Source organism: Candidatus Spyradosoma sp. SGI.093, assembly GCF_050314555.1.
GTDB lineage: Bacteria > Verrucomicrobiota > Verrucomicrobiia > Opitutales > UBA953 > Spyradosoma.
The window spans coordinates 104,440-123,155 of record NZ_JBNPNH010000005.1; the positions used below are offsets into that span (position 1 = coordinate 104,440).

Below are 18,716 nucleotides of genomic sequence, written 5' to 3' on the forward strand. Positions count from 1 at the left end.
CGGACGGGAACGCGGGATCAGCGGCACTGCGCGACGAGGTTGTCCGTCGAGATGCCCATCGCTTCGAGCACGACGGGACCGGGCGCGGAAAAACCGAACGTGTCCGTGCCGATCACCTTGCCGGAGAGCCCGACGTATTTCCACCACATCGCGGTGACGCCGGCCTCGATCGCGACGCGGTTCGCGCACGACGCGGGCAGCACTTCCTCGCGGTAGGCGGCGGGCTGGCGGTCGAAGATCTCCATCGACGGCATGGAGACGACGCGCGTTCCCGCGCCGAGCTTTTCCGCCGCGGCGACGGCGAGACGGAGCTCGCTGCCCGTGGCGATGATGATGCGTTCCAGCGGAGCCGTCTCCTTCACGGCGACGTAAGCGCCGCGGAGCGTTCCCGCGCGGCGCACGGAGGCGGGAATCGTCTCCAGCGACGGCACGTTCTGGCGGGAAAGGCAGAGCGCGACGGGACCGTCCCTGCGCGCGACCGCGTAGGCGTAGGCGGCGGCGGTCTCTTCGGAGTCGCCCGGGCGGATCACGTCGAGATTCGGGATGCAGCGCAGCGCGGAGACGAGCTCCACCGGCTGGTGCGTCGGACCGTCTTCGCCGACGGCGACGGAATCGTGCGTGAGCACGTAGTACACGGGCAGCTTCGCGAGCGCGGACACGCGGACGGCGCCGCGCGCGTAGTCGATGAACGTGAGGAACGTCGAGGCCATCGGCTTGAAGATGCCGTAATAGCCGATGCCGTTCGTGATCGCCGCCATCGCGTGTTCGCGGATGCCGTAGAAGACGTTGCGCCCCGCGGGCGTCGCGACGTCGAAGTCGCCGCCTTCCTTGATGTAGGTCTTGACGGAGGAAAAGAGGTCCGCCGCGCCCGCGATCATGAGCGGGTTGTTCTTCGCGAGCGCGTTCAGCGAGGCTTCGCCGGAGACGCGCGTGGCGTTCTCGTTGGCGCCGAATTCCGGAATCTGCGCGAGCAGTTCCTCCGCGGAGCCGAAGTCGCCGGCGACGCCCTTTTCGAGGAGCGCGGCGAGCTCGGGATTCGCGGACTTCCACGCCGCGCAGGTCTTTTCCCATTCGGCATAGGCGGCTTCGCGCTTCGCGGCGAGCTCGGAGAAATACGCGCGCGTTTCCGCGGAAACGAAGAAGCGCTCTTCGGGCAGACCGAGATTTCTGCGCGCCTCGGCGGCGAATTTCGCGCCGCCTTCGCCGTGCGCCTTGGTCGTTCCCGCGACTTCGGGCACGCCTTTGCCGATCAGCGTCTTGCAGACGATGATCTTCGGGCGGCCGTTGCGGTGCGTCTTCGCGGCTTCGAACATGCGGACGAGCTCGGCGACGTCGTGCCCGTCTTCGAGCAGCCACGCGTCCCAGCCCGCCGCTTCGAAGCGGAGCATGACGTCCTCGCTCTGCGTCTTCGCGGCAGGGGCGTCGAGCGTGACGTCGTTGGAGTCGAAAAAGAGGATGAGGTTGTCCAGCCCGAAGCGCCCGGCGAACGCCGCCGCCTCGTAGGAGATGCCTTCCTGCAGACAGCCGTCGCCGCAGAGCCCGACGACGACGTGGTCGAAGATCTTGTGCTCGTCGGTGTTGAAGCGCGCCGCCGCCATCTTTTCGGCGAGCGCCATGCCGACGATGTTGCCGATGCCCTGGCCGAGCGGTCCCGTCGTGGCTTCGACGCCCGGCGTGTCGCCGAATTCCGGATGCCCGGGCGTGAGACTGCCGCGCTTGCGGAACGCCTTGACGTCGTCCATCGAAATGCCGAAGCCGGCGAGATGCAGCCACGCGTAGCTGAACATGCTGCCGTGCCCGGCGGAAAGGACGAAGCGGTCGCGGTTGATCCACTTCGGATGCGCGGGAGCGACGTTGAGGCAGCGGCCGAAAAGCGCCGCGCCGATTTCCGCCGCGCCGAGCGGCAGACCCATGTGACCGGACTTGCATCCGGCGATTGCGTCGATTGCCAAGCCGCGGGCCTCGTCGGCCGCGCGCTTCAATGCGTTGATTTCGGAAGTGGTCATACGGAACAAAATTTTTTAAGGCGTCAGCATAACGTTCCCGCGCGTCGGGCGCAATTGAATTGCGTGCCGCGGTGTCGACAAAAAAAGATTCCGCGGGAACGGAATCTTTTCGGAAAGTGGTTGCCCGACCAGGATTCGAACCTGGACTGAATGAGTCAGAGTCATTAGTGCTGACCGTTACACTATCGGGCAAAAAAGAACTGGAGCCGGAAGTCAGGATCGAACTGACGACCTATCGCTTACAAGGCGATTGCACTACCGCTGTGCTATTCCGGCCTCCGGTGATCCCCATTTCGCCGTTGAAGCGAAATAGGACGCCGAGAGTCTCAGAAAAACGCGTTCCCGTCAACACAAATTTTCGGCTTTCCGCGATTTTTTGAAAAACGCCGCCGAGGCGCAATTTAGCGTTGAAAAAAAATCCTGAGGTCGTAGGATTCTTGAAACCTTACCAATTCAACGCTTATTAATCCGAACGAACTTATGAGCCTCATCAAATACCTGTCATTGTCCGTGTTCTGCGCGTCGCTCGCCGGCTGCGCGAGCTACAACACGGAAACGCACCAGAAGGTGAAATTCATTTCCGAAGACACGCCCTCCGTCACGGTCACCGTGGACGGCGAGCTCGTCGGCACGACGGACTGCCGCGCGGTCATCTCGCGTTCGGGCAATCACGACGTGCTTTTCTCCAAGCCCGGCTACAAGTCGGTGAAGTATTCGCTGGTCCCGTTCGAAGATCCGGACACGGGCGTGGTCGGCTTCCTCGATTCCGTTTACGTGCCCGAGCTCGATCCGGAAGACGTCGTCGCGCCGGAAGCGCCCGCGCAGCCGGAATCCGTTGAACCGGAACCCGTCCCCGGCGCAGACGAACCCGCCGTCTCGCCTGAACCTGAGCCGGCGCCCGTTCCGGAAGAACCTGTCTCGGACGAGCCCGCTCCCGCCGCCGACGAAGCGACTTCGGAACCCGCGGAAACCGAGCCTGTGCCGGAACCCGACGTCGACGTCGTCGACGTGGAACCCGCTCCGGTCGTCGCGCCCGTTCCCGCGGTCGCTTCCGAGGACGAAGAGCCCGAGCCGGAACCGGTTGCGGAGACCGAGCCCGTCGATGATCCGATCAACGAGCCGGAGCCTGTCGTGGACGAACCCGAGGTCTCGCCCGAACCTGAACCGGCGCCCGTTCCGGAAGAACCCGTCACGGCGAATGAAGAACCTGTCTCGGACGAGCCCGCTCCCGCCGCCGACGAAGCGACTTCGGAAGAACCCGCCGCTTCGGACGAGCCCGCTTCGGATGAAGAACCGGAGCCCGCCGCCGACGAGCCGAAGGCGGACGAACCCGCTCCCGAGGTCGTTCCCGCCGAGCCCGTCGCTCCTGCGGAACCCGCTCCCGCCGCGCGCGAACGCACGCTGAAGGAACTGAAGGCGGATCTTTCCGAGCTGAAGCGTCAGCGCAAGCTCAACCTGATTTCCGAAGAGGAATTCAACAAACGCATCGCGGAACTCTCGGAGGAAGTCTCGAAGACTTACTGATCCGCGCGCCGCGCCGAAAACGCCCTCGTCAACCGCGAGGGCGTTTTTGTTTCCCGGCGCCGCATTTTTTGCTTCGCGGAATCCGCGCGACGGCGTAGCCTTTTGGGAAATACTCTTTTCGACATGAAATCTTTTCTGAAAACTTTTTTGGCGAGCTGGTTCGGCTCCTGCTTCGGCGTGCTTGCGGTCGCGTCGCTTCCGCTTCTGATTCTGGCCGCGCTCGCGGCGAGCCTCGCTTCGGGCGCGGGCTCGTGGAAATTCGGCGGCGACGAAGACCGCAAGCCGCTGCTTCCGGAAACGTTTCTCGTCGTGGACGTTTCCCGCGGCTTTACGGACCATCCGACGTTCAGCGCGTACAATCGCGACGGCGCGCTGCTCCCGCGCGAAGGCGGCGCCTACGGGCTGCTCGATTCGCTCACGGCGCTCGAGCGCGCGGCGGAAGATCCGCGCATCTGCGGCGTGCTGCTCACGGGCTCGGACTGCGCGGCGGGAACGGCGACGCTGTTCGAGCTGCAGCGCGCGCTCATCATGTTCCGCCGAAGCGGGAAGCCCGTTTACGCCTACCAGCCTTCGCCGACGACGAACGATTATTTCCTCGCCGTCGCCGCGGACGAAATCTGGACGCATCCGCTCGCGGAAATTCCGCTGAACGGGCTCGCCTCGGGCGGCGTCTATTTCAGACGCGCGCTCGAAAAACTCGGCGTCGGCGTGCAGATCGTCAAGGTCGGCACGTTCAAGTCCGCCGTCGAGCCGCTGATCGCCGATTCGATGAGCGCCGCCGACCGCGAGCAGCGCGCGCGGCTCGTCGAAAACCGCTGGAGCGCGATGACGGCGGCGATTCAGATGTTCCGCAAGGTGCCCGCCGAAAAGCTCGCCGCCGGCGCGGAATCCGTCGGGCTCTACGACGTTCCCGCGGCGCGCGCGCTCGGGCTTTCGGACGACGCGAAATACGCGGACGAGGTCATCGCCGCGCTGCGCGAAAAAGGCGCGGCGGACGACGAGCTCAATTCCTTCCGCCAGATCGATCTTTACGACTACATGCGCCGCAGCGGCGTTTCCGTCGTTCCCGAAGTGAACGCGTCCGCGAACGATGACGCGCGCGACCACGTCGCCGTGATCTACGCCGAAGGCGAGATCGTCGACGGCTACGGCGCGCCGGACGAAGTCGGCGGGGAACGCCTCGCGGCGCTCGTCCGCGAAATCCGCGGGAACGCTTCCGTGCGCGCCGCCGTGCTGCGCGTGAACAGCCCGGGCGGGTCCGTCTTCGCGAGCGAACAGATCCGCCGCGAGCTCGAACTGCTCGCGCGCGAAGTGCCGCTCGTCGTCTCGATGGGCGACGTCGCCGCGAGCGGCGGCTACTGGATTTCCTCGCCCGCGAAAAAAATCTTCGCCGGTCCGACGACGGTCACGGGCTCCATCGGCGTCTTCGGCGTGATTCCGAATTTCGAGAACCTCGGCAAAAAAATCGGCGTCTCGACGGAAAGCGTCGTCACGTCGAAGCTCGCCGAGCTCGGCACCGCGCGCCGGCCGCACACGCCGCAGGAGCTCGCCGTGTTTCAGAATTCGGTGGACAAGACCTACGAGCGCTTCGTCTCTCTCGTCGCCGCGAGCCGCGGGCTGCCGCGGGAGCGCGTGAAGGAGATCGCCGAAGGGCGCGTCTGGGACGGCGTGACGGCGCACGGGCTCAAGCTCGCGGACGCGATCGGCGGGATCGCGGACGCGATCGCCGCCGCCAAGGCGCTCGCCGGCGACGCGGAGCTCGAAGTCCGGCAATATCCCGGCAACGTGAACCCGCTGCAGGAACTGGCGGATCTGCTGAATTCCGCCGAGGACGACGGCGGCGCTCCGTTCGCGTCCGCGCTCGCCGCGTTCGCCGCGCGCGGGAACGACGCGTCGCCCGCGGGAACGCTCTCGCGCGAATTCGCCGCCGCGTGGAAGCGCCTCCGCGCGCTCAACGATCCGAACTGCCTCTACGCGCGGCTGCCGTGGGATCTCCGCGAGGACGCGCGCCGCTGAACTTTCGTTTTCCCCTCATGGACCGCAATCTTCCGGAAGCCGTCGTCGAGGCGACGCGGGAACTCTCCGCCGCCGCGGACGCGCTGCGTTTTTCCGCGCCCGTCGCCTACGTGTACAACCCGCTCGACTACGCGCGGGAAACGCACGAAACCTACCTGCGCCGCTTCGCCGCGACGCGCAAGCGCGTGATTTTCGTCGGCATGAATCCGGGTCCGTTCGGCATGGCGCAGACCGGCGTGCCCTTCGGCGAAATCGACGCGGTGCAGAACTGGCTCGGCATCTTCGGCTTCGTCGGGAAGCCGCCGCGGGAACACCCCGCCAAGCCCGTGGACGGCTTCGCGTGCCGTCGCTCCGAAGTCAGCGGGCGGCGCCTCTGGGGGCTTTTCCGGGAACGCTTCGGCGCGCCCGAGAATTTTTTCGCGGAGCATTTCGTGACGAATTTCTGTCCGCTGCTCTTCACGGCGGACAATCCGCGCGGGAAAAATCTCACGCCCGAAGATCTCGTTCCCGCGGAGCGCGACGCCGTGCTCGCGCCCTGCGACGCGTTTCTGCGCCGCCTGGCGGAACTGCTCGAGCCGGAATGGATCGTCGGCGTCGGCGCGTTCGCGCAGAAGGCGGCGATGCGCGCCTGCGCGGGAATGCCCGTGAAGTTCTCCTCCGTCATTCACCCCTCGCCCGCGTCGCCGCTCGCGAACAAAGGCTGGGCGGAAAACGCGACGGCGGCGCTGCTCCGCGCGGGCGTCTGGAAGTGACGCGCGCGGCGATTTTCTCCGAACCTTTTTACCTCACAGAAAACCATGAATTACGCAATTTCCCGTTTCAACACCGTCCGGCGCAAGACGCGCGAAGTCCTCGTCGGCGGGAACGTCGGCATCGGCGGAAACAACCCGATCCGCATCCAGTCGATGACCACGTCGAACACGCTCGACGTGGACGCGACGGTCGCGCAGTGCATCCGCCTCGCGGAGGCGGGCAGCGAGCTCATCCGCGTCACGGCGCCGAGCGTTCCCGCGGCGCGCGCGCTCAAGGACATTCACGCGAAGTTCCGCGCCGCCGGCTTTTCCCAGCCGCTCGTCGCGGACATTCATTTTCTGCCCGCCGCGGCGATGGAGGCGATCGAGCACGTCGAGAAAGTCCGCATCAACCCGGGCAACTACGCCGACAAGAAATCCCCGACGGGCGCGCCGCGCGACTACACGGACGCCGAGTACGCCGAGGAGCTCGAGCGCGTGCACGACGCCGTCGCGCCGCTGATCCGCCGCGCGAAGGAGCTCGGGCGCGCGCTGCGCATCGGCACGAATCACGGCTCGCTCGCGGAGCGCACGCTGCGGCGCTTCGGCGACACGCCCGCGGGCATGGTCGAGGCAGCGCTCGAGTTCGTGCGCATCTGCGAGGCGGAGAACTTCCGCGACCTCGTGCTTTCGATGAAGTCGTCCAACCCGAAAGTGATGATCGAGGCGTACCGTCTCGCCGCCGTGCGCATGGCGGAAGAGGGTATGGACTACCCGATGCATCTCGGCGTCACCGAGGCGGGCGAGGGCGAGGACGCGCGCATCAAGTCCGCGATCGGCATCGGCTCGCTGCTCGTGGACGGCATCGGCGACACGATCCGCGTCTCGCTCACCGAAGACCCGTGGCGCGAGCTGCCCGTGTGCCGCGAGATCCTTTCGCGCATCATTCCGGAAAAGACGCTCATCGCCGGCAGCGTTCCCGCGAACGCGCCCGTCAGCGACCGCGACGTCGATCCGCTCGAATTTCACCGCCGCCCCGTCGTGTCGGTGAAATTCAACGACAAATGCGGAATCGACGCGGGAACGCCGCCGCGCGTGTTCGCCTTCGCCGACGTCGAAAAGCCGCTCGAGGAGATCATCCGCGAAGTCCGCGCCGCGAACGCGAAGTCCGCGCCCGTCGAGGGGCTCGTGCTTCCCGTCGCGACGGAGTCCGACCTCGCCGCCGCCTGCGAGCTGCAGTGCGCGCTCGAGGACGAGATTCCCGCCTTCGTCTTCGATCCCGTGAAGGACAGCGTTCCCGAGCTTTTCGCGCGTTTTTCGCCGTCGCGCAGGTCCGCGACCTACGTTCAGCGCCGCTTCAATCCCGCGAACGCGGAAATCGTTCCCGCGTGGGCGGCGCTCTGCCGCGACAAGGGCGTCGGGCTCGTCGTCGATTCCACCGCCGCCGCGCGCGCCGCGGTGCTGCCGCATCTGAAGAATTTCCCGCAGGAAAAGCTCATCTTCACGACGAGCCGCAAGGCGCCCGGCGTGCATCCCGTCGGCGCGTACCGCCAGCTCGCCCAGGCGCTCGCGAACGCGGACATCCGCGCGCCGATCTGGATCCGCGCGAGCGCGAAGAACACCGTGCTCCCGTTTTCGAAAATTCCCACGGCGACGCCCGACGAAGCGCCCGCGCTCGAGGCGGCGCTGCTCGCCGGTCCGCTGCTCTGCGACGGCATCGGCGACGTCGTCTCCGTCGAGACCGCGGGAACGCTCCGCAAGAATCTCGAGCTCGCCTACGCCGTCCTTCAGGGCGCGCGCGCGCGGCAGACGCGCACGGAATACGTCGCCTGCCCGAGCTGCGGGCGCACGCTGTACGACATTCAGGCGACCGTCCGCGAAATCAAGGCGCGCACCGCGCACCTCGACGGCGTGACGATCGGCGTCATGGGCTGCATCGTGAACGGCCCCGGCGAAATGGCGGACGCGGATTTCGGCTACGTCGGCGGCGCTCCCGGGAAAATCAATCTTTACGTCCGCCGCGAATGCGTCGCGACGGGCATCCCGCAGAGCGAGGCGGTCGATCGCCTCGTCGCGCTCATCAAGGAGCACGGTCGCTGGAAAGACGCCTGAGTTCCCCGCGCGTTTCTGCGGGGCGAACCCGACGATCCCGCGCACGGGCAGACGCCCGCGCGCGGTTTTTTGCGCGCGGACTGCAGCGGTTTTCCTAACACAATCCTAACAATTCCCGCGTTGACAGGCGGAGGAAAATCAGAGCAACTTTTTTCCCGCAAAAAATGATGAAAAGATCTTATCGCCGAGCAAAAATTTTCTTCGGGCCGCTCTTCCCGGTTTTCGCCGTCGTCTGCCTGAACATGGCGCTGCTTTCCGCGTTCCGGCTCGGGTTCGCCGTCTGGCAGCACGAGCGCGTGAGCGCCGTCGGCGGCTGGGGCGAACTGCTGCTGCAGGGCGCGCGCGTCGATTTCGCGAGCATGGGCTGGCTGATGCTCGTTCCCGCGGTCCTGAGCGCGCTGATTCTCGCGGGCAACCGGCTCGGGCGCGCGTGGAGCGCCGTTCAGCGCGTGTGGCTCACAGCGGGAACGCTGTTCTTTTTCTTCATGGAGCTTTCGACGCCGGCGTTTCTCGCGACCTACGACTTCCGCCCGAACCGCCTGTTCTTCGAGTATCTGACGAGTCCGCGCGAAGTCTTCACGATGCTCGTGAACGGGCATCTGCTCGAGCTCTTCGTCGCGCTCGCGCTGACGGCGGCGGGCGCCGTGCTCTTCTGGAAATTTTCCGGGCGCGTCTCGCGCGGGCTCGTGTTCCCGCGCTGGCAACTGCGTCCGCTCTACGCCGTGTGCGCGGTCGCGGCGCTGTTCATCGGCGCGCGCTCGACGTTCGGGCATCGCCCGCTGAACCCGTCGATGGTCGCGTTTTCCTCCGACGCGATGGTGAACTCGCTCGCGATCAACTCCGGCTATTCCGTGATTTTCGCCGCCAAGCAGATGGGCGACGAGGAGAAGGCGGGCGAGATCTACGGGAAAATGCCGCTCGCGGAAGTGATCGAGCGCGTCAAAACGATGCGCGGACGGCCGGATTCCGATTACGTCTCCGAGGAGCAGCCGACGCTCACGAGCAACACGGCGAGCGTGCGGCGGGAACGCCCGAAGAACGTCGTCGTCATCCTCATGGAATCGCAGGGCGCGCAGTTCATCGGCGCGCTGGGCGGGCTGCCGCTTTCGCCGCAGTTCGACGCGCTCGCGCGCGAGGGCTGGCTCTTCGAACGCTGCTTCGCCACGGGAACGCGCTCCGTGCGCGGAATCGAGGCCGTCGTCACTGGCTTCACGCCCACGCCGGCGCGCTCCGTCGTGAAGCTCGGCAAAAGCCAGCAGGGCTTCTTCACCGTCGCCGACCTGCTCGCGGACCGCGGCTACCACACGGCGTTCATCTACGGAGGCGAAAAGCATTTCGACAACATGGCGTCGTTCTTCTACGGGAACGGCTTCAAGGAAATCATCGATGAAAAGGATTACGAAAATCCCGTGTTCAAGGGCTCCTGGGGCGCGTCCGACGAAGACCTTTTCGCGATGGCGGACAGGAAATTCCGCGAGTGGAGCGCGGCGGGAACGCCGTTCTACTCGCTCGTGTTCACGTCCAGCCACCACGACCCGTTCGAGTTCCCCGACGGGCGCATCGAGCTTTACGACGCCGAAAAGCAGACGCGCAACAACGCCGCGAAATACGCCGACTACGCGTTGGGGAAATTCTTCGAGGCGGCGAAAAAATCCGACTACTGGAAGGACACGGTCTTCCTCGTCGTCGCCGACCACGATTCGCGCGCGTCGGGAGCGGCACTCGTGCCGATCCGCAACTTCCACATTCCCGCGCTCGTTCTCGGCGAGGGCGTTCCCGTCGTGCGCGATCCGCGGCTGATCTCGCAGATCGACCTCGCGCCGACGGTGCTTTCGCTCGCGGGAATCGACGCGACCTACCCGATGCTCGGATTCGACCTCACGCGCGAGTCGCCCGACCGCGCGATGATGATCTACGACAAGAACTTCGCGATGATGCGGGGCGACCGCGTCACGATCCTGCTCCCGTCCAAGCCCGCGCAGGGCTTCATCTACGACTTCGCGAAGAAGGAGCTCGTTCCCGCGGACGTGACCGAAGAAGAGGCGAAGAACGCGCTCGCCGCCGTCCTCTACGGCTCCTACGCCTACAAGCTCGGGCTCTACGAGGAGACGGAGTGAAGGTCGGCGGAGCCGAAAAGCGCGAAGACGAAAGGAAATCACTCCTCGAGTCCTCGCCCTTTTCAAGTCCCCGGCTTTTTCATTCCACAGTGATTTCGCCTTCGGAGTTCGTGCCGCCGGCGCCCGCCATCGTGACGCGCAGATCGACTTTCGAGCCGGGCTTGAGCGCGGACGATTCCAGCGTGAAGACGTTGTCCTTCGGGTTGCCGCCGGCGAAGCCCTTGTGCGAATCTTCGGCGACGACGGCGCCCGCCGAGAGCGCCTGCACGGAAAGGATGTCCGCGCCGTTCCCGCCGCCCGTGTAGCGGAACGTCGCGCGCAAGCGCCCAGCGCTCTTCACGGCGACGTCGCGCGCGTAGAGCACGGCGCCTTTCGAGAGCACGTCTGCGTTCCACGCGAACTTCCCGCCTTTTTTCGGAAACGCTTCGGCGCGGCGGACGCGGATTTCGCCCTGCGAGGGCTTTTTCGATTCGACGGTCGCGACGAGCGCGTTCCCGCCGCGGAGCGCCTTCGCGTCGATCTTCACGGGAACGATGCCGGTCGGGTTCTGCGCGGAAATCTTCGCGACGGCTTTCGAGACGGGCGTCTCGTTCTTCGCGCCCGCGACGCGGAGGCGGCTCACGAGGATTTCCTCCTCGGGATTTTTCGCGGTGAAGACGAGCTCGTAGTCGCCGGGCGCGGTCAGCAGCCCTTCGGTCGAAAAGCGCACGTCCGCCTTGCCGCCCTTGGTCTGCGTCTTGTTCCAGAGGGCGGACGGGTAATCGCCGCCGCGGAAGTTGCGCGGGTCGAAGAGCGCGGTGCCGCGCCTGCCGGAAAACACGCGGACTTCGCCGGCGCTGTCGCGCTCGCCCGAAGCGTTCGCGTGCGTGACGCGCAGCGCGTATTTGCCCGCGGGAACGGGCGTTTCGAGCGGCAGGCGGAAGGCGACGCCGCCGGGCGTCTTTTCGTCCGCGACGTCGTCGTGCTCGTCCGCGGCGACGACTTTCCCGCCGCGCAGCAGCTCGACTTTGCGGAGCTTGAGCGGCGCGCCCTTCGTGTGGCGGAACGCGGCGACGAGCCCGGTTTCGTCCGCCGCCTTGAGCCGCGCGGGCTCGACGGGGATTTCGAAGGTCTTCGAGGAAAGCGCCTCCGCGCTCCACGTTCCCGACGGGAGCGGGTCGATGTGGCGATAGTTAATCTTGTGCGCGTCGAGCAGTTTCGCCTGCGGAATGAGGCGGCGGTAAAAGTCGTCGTAGTTCTTGCGCTCCTGCGGCGTCCACGTGAGCTCGGCGAGCGCGAGCACGCGCGGGAACGCCTGAAATTCGACGTGTTCGGGCTTGGGCAGCAGCTCCGCCCACAGCTGGCACTGCGCGCCGAGAATGTTTTTCCGCCCTTCGGCGGTGAGGCTGCCCGGGAACAGGTTGAAATTGTAGAGGTTGGGCAGGCGGAACGCCGTGCCGTCGTAGAGCGGCCAGTTGTCCGCGGGCGAGTCGGACTGCTGCGAGTCAAGGTAGAACGGCGCCGTCGAGACGTGAATCACGCCGTGGCCGGCGTTCGCGCTCTTGACGGCGTTCCCGAGCGAAAGCCACGGCATGATGACCGCCTTTTTCGTCAGGTGCTCCATGTTGTCGTCGTGCATGATTTCCTCCCAGCCGACGGGGCGCTTTCCGCGCTTGGCGACGTGCGCCGCCATTTCGTTGAACATCCACGCCTGCAGCGCGTTTTCCGCCTTGTCGCCGTGCTTGTCGAGCCCGAGCTCGCGGATTTTCGCCTGCGCGATCGGGCTTTCCTTCCAATGGCCCTTGGGCGCCTCGTCGCCGCCGAAATGAATGAAGCCGAACGGGAACAGGTCCATCGTCTCGTTCAGAATGTCCTTGAGAAAGCCGAGTCCCTTGTCGTTGGGCAGAATGAGGTCGGGCGAGTGGTTGGAGCGCACGCTCGGCACCTTGCCCGAGGTGTTGAATTCCGGATAAGCCGTGAGCGCCGCCATCGCGTGCGCGGGAAATTCGATTTCGGGCATGATTTCGACGTGGCGCGCCTTCGCGTAGGCGACGATCTCTTTCACGTCCTCCTGCGTGTAGTGGCCGCCGCCGTGGAAATAACCGTATTTGAACGTCGCGCGCGCGGCCTTGTTCGTCGGGTCCTCGCATTCGTAATACGCGGGATATTCGTCGCAGAGCTTGGCGAGCTTGGGATATTTCTTGATTTCGAGACGCCAGCCTTCGGAATCGACGAGGTGCCAGTGCAGGCGGTTGATCTTGTAGAGCGAAAGCACGTCGATGAACTTCATGATCCACTCCTTGGGCTGAAAATGCCGCGCGGAATCGACGTGCACGCCGCGCCACGAACACAGCGGCGCGTCCTCGATCGCGACGCACGGAAGCACGCCGGGCTTTCCCGCGAGGCGCGAAGCGAAAAGCATCTGGTTCAGCGTCTGCACGCCGTAGAACACGCCCGCCGCGCTCCCGCCTTCGACGGAGATGTGCCCCGTCTCAATCTTGAGCTTGTAGCCCTCGGGCGGGAGCTTTTTGTCGAGCGAAAGCGCGATCGCGCCGCGCGCGCTCTTGGGCGCCTTCTTCGTCATGCGCGCGAGCGCCGTGCGGAGATGCTTCTCTTCGCCGGCGAGCTCCTTCGGCGCCTCGATGCGGCAGTTGACGGACGCGGTGAAGACGCGCGTTCCCGCGATCGCGGCGGCGTAGTCGCCCGAGGCGCTTTCCTTCGCGGGTTTGGGAATGACGGGCACGTCGGCGCGCGCGGGAACGAATGCGGCGAGCGCGAGCGCCGCGACTGCGAACGGGTAGGGGACTTTCATGCGCGCGATTCTACCCGCGCCGCGCCCGCGACGCACGGAAAATTTTTCCGTGAAAAAACGGAAAACGCGGGAACGCCGCCGTCCGTGCGCGCCGCGCCCGTGCGCGAAATTTTTCGAAAAAAGAGCTTGCAATCTTTCCGCGGGAAAGGTCTAATGGCGTTCCTTTCCATTTATTGCAGGGTGGAGCAGCTCGGTAGCTCGTCAGGCTCATAACCTGAAGGTCTTAGGTTCAAATCCTAACCCTGCACCCATTTCCTCGCCCGCGAAGCTGCAAAACGAAAGCTTCGCGGGCGTTTCTTTTAAAAGTCAAAAACAGTCATAATTCACATCATGCCGATCGCTTCCGAATATAAGATTGCCGACCTCGCCCTCGCCGACTGGGGACGCAAGGAGCTCGACGTCGCCGCCTTTGAAATGCCCGGCCTGCAGGCCGTCCGCAAAAAATACGCGCCCGCGAAGCCGCTCGCGGGAACGCGGATCATGGGCTCGCTGCACATGACGATCCAGACCGCCGCGCTCATCGAGACGCTCGTCGATCTCGGCGCGGACGTCCGCTGGGCCTCGTGCAACATCTTCTCGACGCAGGACCACGCCGCCGCCGCCATCGTCGCCGCGGGAACGCCCGTCTTCGCCTGGAAAGGCGAGACGCTCGAAGAATACTGGGACTGCACCTACCGCGCGATGACGTGGCCGGACGGGAACGGCCCCGACCTGATCGTGGACGACGGCGGCGACGCGACGCTCCTCATCCACAAGGGCTACGAGCTCGAAAACGGCGACGCGTGGGCGGATTCGCCGAGCGAGTCCGAGGAGGAGGCCGTGATCAAGGCGCTGCTCAAGCGCGTCCGCGCCGAGGATCCCGACCACTGGCATCGCGTCGTCGCGAAGTGGCGCGGCGTTTCCGAGGAGACGACGACGGGCGTCCACCGCCTCTACCAGCGCGCCGCGGCGGGCAAGCTGCTCGTTCCCGCGATCAACGTGAACGATTCCGTCACGAAATCGAAGTTCGACAATCTTTACGGCTGCCGCGAATCGCTCGTGGACGGCATCAAGCGCGCGACGGACGTGATGATCGCCGGGAAAATCGCCGTCGTGTGCGGCTACGGCGACGTCGGCAAGGGCTGCGCGCAGTCGCTGCGCGGGCTCGGCGCGACCGTGTGGGTGACGGAAGTCGATCCGATCTGCGCGCTGCAGGCGGCGATGGAGGGCTACCGCGTCGTCACCGTCGAGGACACGCTCGGGCTCGCGGACATCTACGTCACGACCACGGGCAACTGCGACATCATCACGCTCGAGCACATGCTCGGGATGCGCGACCAGGCGATCGTCTGCAACATCGGCCACTTCGACAACGAAATCCAAGTCGCGCGGCTGAACGCGCTCGCGGACGCGAAGAAAGTGAACATCAAGCCGCAGGTGGACCGCTACGACTTCGCGGACGGGCATTCGATCTTCCTGCTCGCGGAAGGCCGCCTCGTCAATCTCGGCTGCGCGACGGGGCACCCGAGCTTCGTCATGTCCAACAGCTTCACGAACCAGGCGCTCGCGCAGATGGATCTCTGGAAGAACCGCGACGCGTACAAGCCCGGCGTGTACATTCTGCCGAAGGTGCTCGACGAGGAAGTCGCGCGGCTGCACCTCGACCGCATCGGCGCGAAGCTGACGACGCTCACGCCGAAACAGGCGGCGTACCTCGGCGTTCCCGTCGAAGGCCCCTACAAGGCGGAAAACTACCGCTACTGATTTTTTCGCGCGCTCGAGTGGTGAAACGGCAGACACGTCGGATTTAGGTTCCGATGCCGCGAGGCGTGAGGGTTCGAATCCCTCCTCGAGCACTCCCCCTCCTAGACAATTTTCTTTAACTTCCTTCGGCTTCGCGTTTCCGCTTTTCACTTTCTTCATGCGTTTTCTTTTTCTGATTTCCGCCGCGCTCGCCGCCGCCGTTCCCGCCGCGGAGGCGCTCGACGTCCCGAACGCTCCCGAAGCGCCGCGCGTTTTCGCCGCGGAGGATTTTCTGCCCGCGCCGGGCGAATACGTCGTGCTCGTCTCCGAAAAGACTTTCGCGAAAAAGGCCTGGCGCGCCGCCGCCGAAAAATTCCGCGCGCGCTACGCGGGAACGCTCGTCACGTGGAGCGGCGACGACGTCGAGACCGCGTGCGACGCGCTCCGGGCGGCGAATCCGCGCTACGTCGCCGTCGTCGCCGAGCCGCGCGAAATCGACCGCGTCTTCGTCGCGAAGCTCCACCGGATTTCGCGCGCGATGAACGACGACCGCTGGGGCGATTTTCTCTGGGGCGTCGTCACGGGCAGGGACGGCGCGACCGCCGCCGCGCAGCTCGCGGGAACGCGCCCGCTGCGCCTCGAACGCGCCATGGGCACGACGAATTTCGACCGCGCGCGCTTCCGCGAGAGCTTTTTCATCACCGACTGGGGCGCGCGCGAATTCGTCGAGGGCGGGGACTACGTTCCCGGCGAAAAACGCTCCGCTGCGCCCGGCGTCGAGATGACCGACCTTTTCGCCGAGCAGTGGAAGAAGCTGCGCCCGCAGTACTTCGTCTCCGCCTCGCACGCGACGGAATACAATCTCGAAATGCCCTTCGGCGAAGGGCTGATCGCGTCCGCGGGAACGCATTTCTTCCGCGTGCCGAAGGCGCTGCTTCCCGCGTTCGCGGCGACGCTCGGGAACGAGCCCGCGACGCTCGCCTTCGAGCGCGCGCACCGGCTGAAGAAGCTGCCCGCCGCGCCCGGCGACAAGATCTGGATCGCCGCCGGGAACTGCCTCGCGGGCGACGTCCTCGGCTCGCCGTACACGATGGCGTGCACGGCGATTTCCGCCGCGGGCGTGAAGCAGCTCGTCGGCTACACGGTGCCGAGCTGGTTCGGCGAAATGGGCTGGGGCACGCACGGGCGCTTCTTCGACGGCTGCCGCGCGGACATCGGCGCGGGGAAAATCGCCAGCGTCGCGCAGGCGTGGTTCTTCACAAATCAGGTTTTGCTCGCCGCGCTGCCCGAAGCCGCCGCGCGCGTTCCCGTGCCGCTCACGGCGGGCGGCCTGCGCGGCGCGGACATCCGCGAAATCGGCGAGGCGCTCGCGGCGACCGGCGCCGAAGTCTCGCGCGAGACGCTCGGGCGCTTTCACGACCGCGACGTCGTCGCCTTTTACGGCGACCCGCTCTTCGCCGCCGAGTTCGACCCGCGCGCGCCGAAGCCGCCGGCGGGCTGGGATTTCGTCGCGTCGGCGACGGGCGACGAGCTTTTTCTCGACGTGAAATCCTCCGACGGCGAGGCGCGCAAGGGCGAGCTCTGCCTGTGGTTCCCGCGCCGCGTCCGCCCGGAGACGCTGAAGATTTCCGGCACGGCGGGCGTTCCCGCGCCCGCGATTCTGACGGAGAACTTCGTCGTCTTCCGCGAAGTCTCCCTCGCCTCCGGCGAAACGCTGAAGCTCTCCGCCTGCCTCAAATGACCGCGCGGGAACGCGCCGTGTTCACAGGCGGAAGAGGCGCGACCATTCGTCGCGGAGCGCCTTGTCGTGCGCCGGCGTGACCGGATCCCAGGCGTGGAGCAGGTCCCAAAAATCGTCGGAATGGTCCATGTGCCGCCGATGCGCCAGCTCGTGGAGCAGCACGTGGTCGCGGATTTCCGGCGGGAGCAGGGCGACGCGCCAGTTCAGCGACAGATCGCCGCGCGCCGTGCACGAGCCCCAGCGGGAACGCTGGTCGCGCACGGAAACCGCGCCGACGGAGACGCCGCGGCTCTCCGCGAGCGCGCGCACGCGCGGCGGCAGCAGCGCCTTCGCCATGCCGGTGAGCGCCGCGCGCAGATCCGCGTCCGCGCTCGCTTCGCGTACGTAAACGGGAACGACGTCCTCCCACGGACGCAGCACGAAGAACGGGCGCGCCGTCGTGAAGGCGATTTCGAGCGCCAGCGGCTTCGCGTCCGCGAAGATCGTCGGGCGTTCCCGCAGGTATTCGGAAAGCGTCCGGGGGAAATTCTCGGCGCGGGCGTCTTCCGCGAAGCGTTCGAGGCGGCGGTCGATCCAGTCGAGATTCGTCAGCGCGAAGAGGCGCGCCTTTTCGAGCGCGTCGCCGCGCGTTCCCGCGGGCAGCGTGACGGAGACGGCGCCGTCGGGGCGCACGCGCAGCGTCATGCGGCGCGCGCGCGCGGAACGCACGATCCGGACGCGGACGACGCGCGTGCTCGCCGGGAGGCGCAGATCGAAGCCGTCTTCAGCGTCCATCGTCGTTCCCGAAAAAGTCCTTCAGCACCGCGAGGAACGACGGCGCGAAGCGCCCCGGCTCGGCGGCGACCGCGGCGGCGAGGCGCGCGCGCGTGAAAATTTCGAGCGCGTCGATTTCGGCGGGATTCGGTCGCAGCGTTCCCGTGAAGCCGCGCAGCGCGTACACGCGGACGAACTCGAAGCCGTTTTCCTCGCTCGGCCTCTGCACGCCGACGAAGGCGAGACGCGCCGCGGGAACGCGGACGCCGAGCTCCTCCGCCAGCTCGCGGGAGACCGCCTCGTCGTAGGATTCGCCCGCGTCCACGTGCCCCGCGCACGACGACGAAAGCAGCCCCGGGCACGTGTCTTTCGCGAGCGAGCGCTTCTGCAGAATCAGCGATCCGCCGGGCGTGAAGACGAAGACGTGCACGGCGCGGTGCAGGAGCTTCCGCGCGTGCACTTCGGCGCGCGTCGCCCGCCCGATCGCGCGGTCTCGCGCGTCGACGACGTCGAAAATCTCGTTCGGATTCTGGGCTTCCATGCGGAAAAGCTTAGAACGGAAAACGGAAAATGGAAAACGGAAAACGGGGCGGCGGCGGAAGCGCGCGCGGAAGAAAATTTACTCGCGCCCGCGGCGCGTTCCCGCGAAAATGTACGCATGAAAATCCTCAAGCCCTTCGCCCTTTTCATCTGCGCCGTGTGCGCGTTTTTCCCCGCCGCCGTTCCCGCGCTCGAAGCCGCGCCGGTCCGCGCCGCCAAAAAGGCGCCCGCCGCGACGAAAGAAAACTGGCAGGAACTCTTCGCCGACGGCCTCTTTTCCGCTGACGGCAAGCCGGTTCCGCTTTCCGCGCTGACCTCCAAGAAGTTCATCGGCGTGTATTCCTCCGCGTCGTGGTGCGGCCCGTGCAAGGCGTTTACGCCCGAGCTCATCGCGTTCTACAAGAAGAACAAGGGCAAAATCGAAATCGTGCTGCTCGGCGCCGACCGCGACCAGGAGGCCGTCTTCAAATACATGAAGGACCACGGCATGACCTGGCTCGCCGCCAAGCGCGGTTCCGGCGTGATTCAGCGCTTCTCGATCCGCCACGACATCAAGGGCATTCCGGACTTCCGCGTCTTCAAGAAAAACGGCGAACTTCTCGTCGCCGACGGGCGCAACCTCGCCGCCGTGCGCGCCGCGATCGACGGAAAATAATCGCCCGC

12 protein-coding genes and 4 tRNA genes are annotated in these 18,716 nt (G+C 66.1%); 10 read left to right on the forward strand and 6 right to left on the reverse strand.

What is annotated here, in order from left to right; translation table 11 throughout:
* Positions 1-17 precede the first annotated feature (17 nt).
* From tkt to ACQREB_RS06475, 3 genes are all read right to left on the reverse strand, one after another.
* Positions 18-2,006, reverse strand: a complete 1,989-nt coding sequence (tkt, locus tag ACQREB_RS06465) for a transketolase (RefSeq protein ID WP_427766733.1) — start codon at positions 2,004-2,006, stop codon at positions 18-20.
* 117 nt (positions 2,007-2,123) lie between these two features.
* Positions 2,124-2,198, reverse strand: a tRNA-Gln gene (locus ACQREB_RS06470).
* 9 nt (positions 2,199-2,207) lie between these two features.
* Positions 2,208-2,282, reverse strand: a tRNA-Thr gene (locus ACQREB_RS06475).
* 204 nt (positions 2,283-2,486) lie between these two features.
* Here ACQREB_RS06475 and ACQREB_RS06480 point away from each other — a divergent pair.
* The 5 genes from ACQREB_RS06480 (at position 2,487) to ACQREB_RS06500 (ending at position 10,506) form a co-directional block, all read left to right on the forward strand.
* Positions 2,487-3,530: a PEGA domain-containing protein gene (locus ACQREB_RS06480; RefSeq protein WP_427766736.1), complete on the forward strand. Its 1,044-nt coding sequence runs from the start codon at positions 2,487-2,489 to the stop codon at positions 3,528-3,530.
* A 123-nt stretch (positions 3,531-3,653) separates the two neighbouring features.
* Positions 3,654-5,546: a signal peptide peptidase SppA gene (gene sppA / locus ACQREB_RS06485; protein ID WP_427766737.1), complete on the forward strand. Its 1,893-nt coding sequence runs from the start codon at positions 3,654-3,656 to the stop codon at positions 5,544-5,546.
* 17 nt (positions 5,547-5,563) lie between these two features.
* Complete coding sequence (locus ACQREB_RS06490; RefSeq protein WP_427766740.1) at positions 5,564-6,298, forward strand: uracil-DNA glycosylase family protein; 735 nt, start codon at positions 5,564-5,566, stop codon at positions 6,296-6,298.
* Positions 6,299-6,343: 45 nt separating this feature from the next.
* Positions 6,344-8,389 carry a (E)-4-hydroxy-3-methylbut-2-enyl-diphosphate synthase gene (gene ispG / locus ACQREB_RS06495; RefSeq protein WP_427766742.1) on the forward strand — a complete coding sequence of 682 codons (2,046 nt, stop codon included), beginning with the start codon at positions 6,344-6,346 and terminating at the stop codon, positions 8,387-8,389.
* Positions 8,390-8,553: 164 nt separating this feature from the next.
* A complete protein-coding gene (locus ACQREB_RS06500; protein ID WP_427766745.1) occupies positions 8,554-10,506 on the forward strand; it encodes an LTA synthase family protein in 1,953 nt (650 codons plus the stop codon).
* A gap of 79 nt (positions 10,507-10,585) precedes the next feature.
* Here ACQREB_RS06500 and ACQREB_RS06505 read toward each other — a convergent pair whose 3' ends face one another.
* A complete protein-coding gene (locus ACQREB_RS06505; RefSeq protein WP_427766747.1) occupies positions 10,586-13,297 on the reverse strand; it encodes a beta-N-acetylhexosaminidase in 2,712 nt (903 codons plus the stop codon).
* A gap of 174 nt (positions 13,298-13,471) precedes the next feature.
* Between ACQREB_RS06505 and ACQREB_RS06510 the strand changes: the two genes are divergently transcribed.
* From ACQREB_RS06510 to ACQREB_RS06525, 4 genes are all read left to right on the forward strand, one after another.
* Positions 13,472-13,548: transfer RNA gene (locus tag ACQREB_RS06510), tRNA-Met, on the forward strand.
* 79 nt (positions 13,549-13,627) lie between these two features.
* Entirely contained in the window at positions 13,628-15,040 is a 1,413-nt protein-coding gene (ahcY, locus tag ACQREB_RS06515; RefSeq protein WP_427766750.1) for an adenosylhomocysteinase, read from the forward strand.
* A gap of 11 nt (positions 15,041-15,051) precedes the next feature.
* Positions 15,052-15,132: transfer RNA gene (locus ACQREB_RS06520), tRNA-Leu, on the forward strand.
* 65 nt (positions 15,133-15,197) lie between these two features.
* Positions 15,198-16,760: a hypothetical protein gene (locus ACQREB_RS06525; protein WP_427766753.1), complete on the forward strand. Its 1,563-nt coding sequence runs from the start codon at positions 15,198-15,200 to the stop codon at positions 16,758-16,760.
* Between the two features lie 21 nt (positions 16,761-16,781).
* Here the strand turns inward: ACQREB_RS06525 and ACQREB_RS06530 are convergent, their stop codons facing one another.
* Entirely contained in the window at positions 16,782-17,534 is a 753-nt protein-coding gene (locus ACQREB_RS06530; protein ID WP_427766756.1) for a M48 family metallopeptidase, read from the reverse strand.
* Positions 17,524-18,054, reverse strand: coding sequence for an NUDIX hydrolase (locus tag ACQREB_RS06535; protein ID WP_427766759.1), 531 nt, complete (start codon positions 18,052-18,054; stop codon positions 17,524-17,526). Before ACQREB_RS06535 ends, ACQREB_RS06530 begins: the two co-directional genes overlap by 11 nt.
* Before the next feature lie 117 nt (positions 18,055-18,171).
* Here ACQREB_RS06535 and ACQREB_RS06540 point away from each other — a divergent pair, with 117 nt between their 5' ends.
* The gene (locus tag ACQREB_RS06540; RefSeq protein WP_427766761.1) at positions 18,172-18,708 is read left to right on the forward strand and encodes a thioredoxin-like domain-containing protein; all 537 of its coding nucleotides are present in this window, start codon (positions 18,172-18,174) and stop codon (positions 18,706-18,708) included.
* Positions 18,709-18,716 lie beyond the last annotated feature (8 nt).

Coding starts and splice junctions, on each gene's coding strand:
- ACQREB_RS06535 (WP_427766759.1), bottom strand. CDS start 18,054: ATGGAAGCCCAGAATCCGAACGAGATTTTCGACGTCGTCGACGCGCGA.
- ACQREB_RS06505 (WP_427766747.1), bottom strand. CDS start 13,297: ATGAAAGTCCCCTACCCGTTCGCAGTCGCGGCGCTCGCGCTCGCCGCA.
- ACQREB_RS06490 (WP_427766740.1), top strand. CDS start 5,564: ATGGACCGCAATCTTCCGGAAGCCGTCGTCGAGGCGACGCGGGAACTC.
- ispG (WP_427766742.1), top strand. CDS start 6,344: ATGAATTACGCAATTTCCCGTTTCAACACCGTCCGGCGCAAGACGCGC.
- ACQREB_RS06500 (WP_427766745.1), top strand. CDS start 8,554: ATGATGAAAAGATCTTATCGCCGAGCAAAAATTTTCTTCGGGCCGCTC.
- ACQREB_RS06525 (WP_427766753.1), top strand. CDS start 15,198: ATGCGTTTTCTTTTTCTGATTTCCGCCGCGCTCGCCGCCGCCGTTCCC.
- ACQREB_RS06530 (WP_427766756.1), bottom strand. CDS start 17,534: ATGGACGCTGAAGACGGCTTCGATCTGCGCCTCCCGGCGAGCACGCGC.
- ACQREB_RS06540 (WP_427766761.1), top strand. CDS start 18,172: ATGAAAATCCTCAAGCCCTTCGCCCTTTTCATCTGCGCCGTGTGCGCG.
- ACQREB_RS06480 (WP_427766736.1), top strand. CDS start 2,487: ATGAGCCTCATCAAATACCTGTCATTGTCCGTGTTCTGCGCGTCGCTC.
- tkt (WP_427766733.1), bottom strand. CDS start 2,006: ATGACCACTTCCGAAATCAACGCATTGAAGCGCGCGGCCGACGAGGCC.
- sppA (WP_427766737.1), top strand. CDS start 3,654: ATGAAATCTTTTCTGAAAACTTTTTTGGCGAGCTGGTTCGGCTCCTGC.
- ahcY (WP_427766750.1), top strand. CDS start 13,628: ATGCCGATCGCTTCCGAATATAAGATTGCCGACCTCGCCCTCGCCGAC.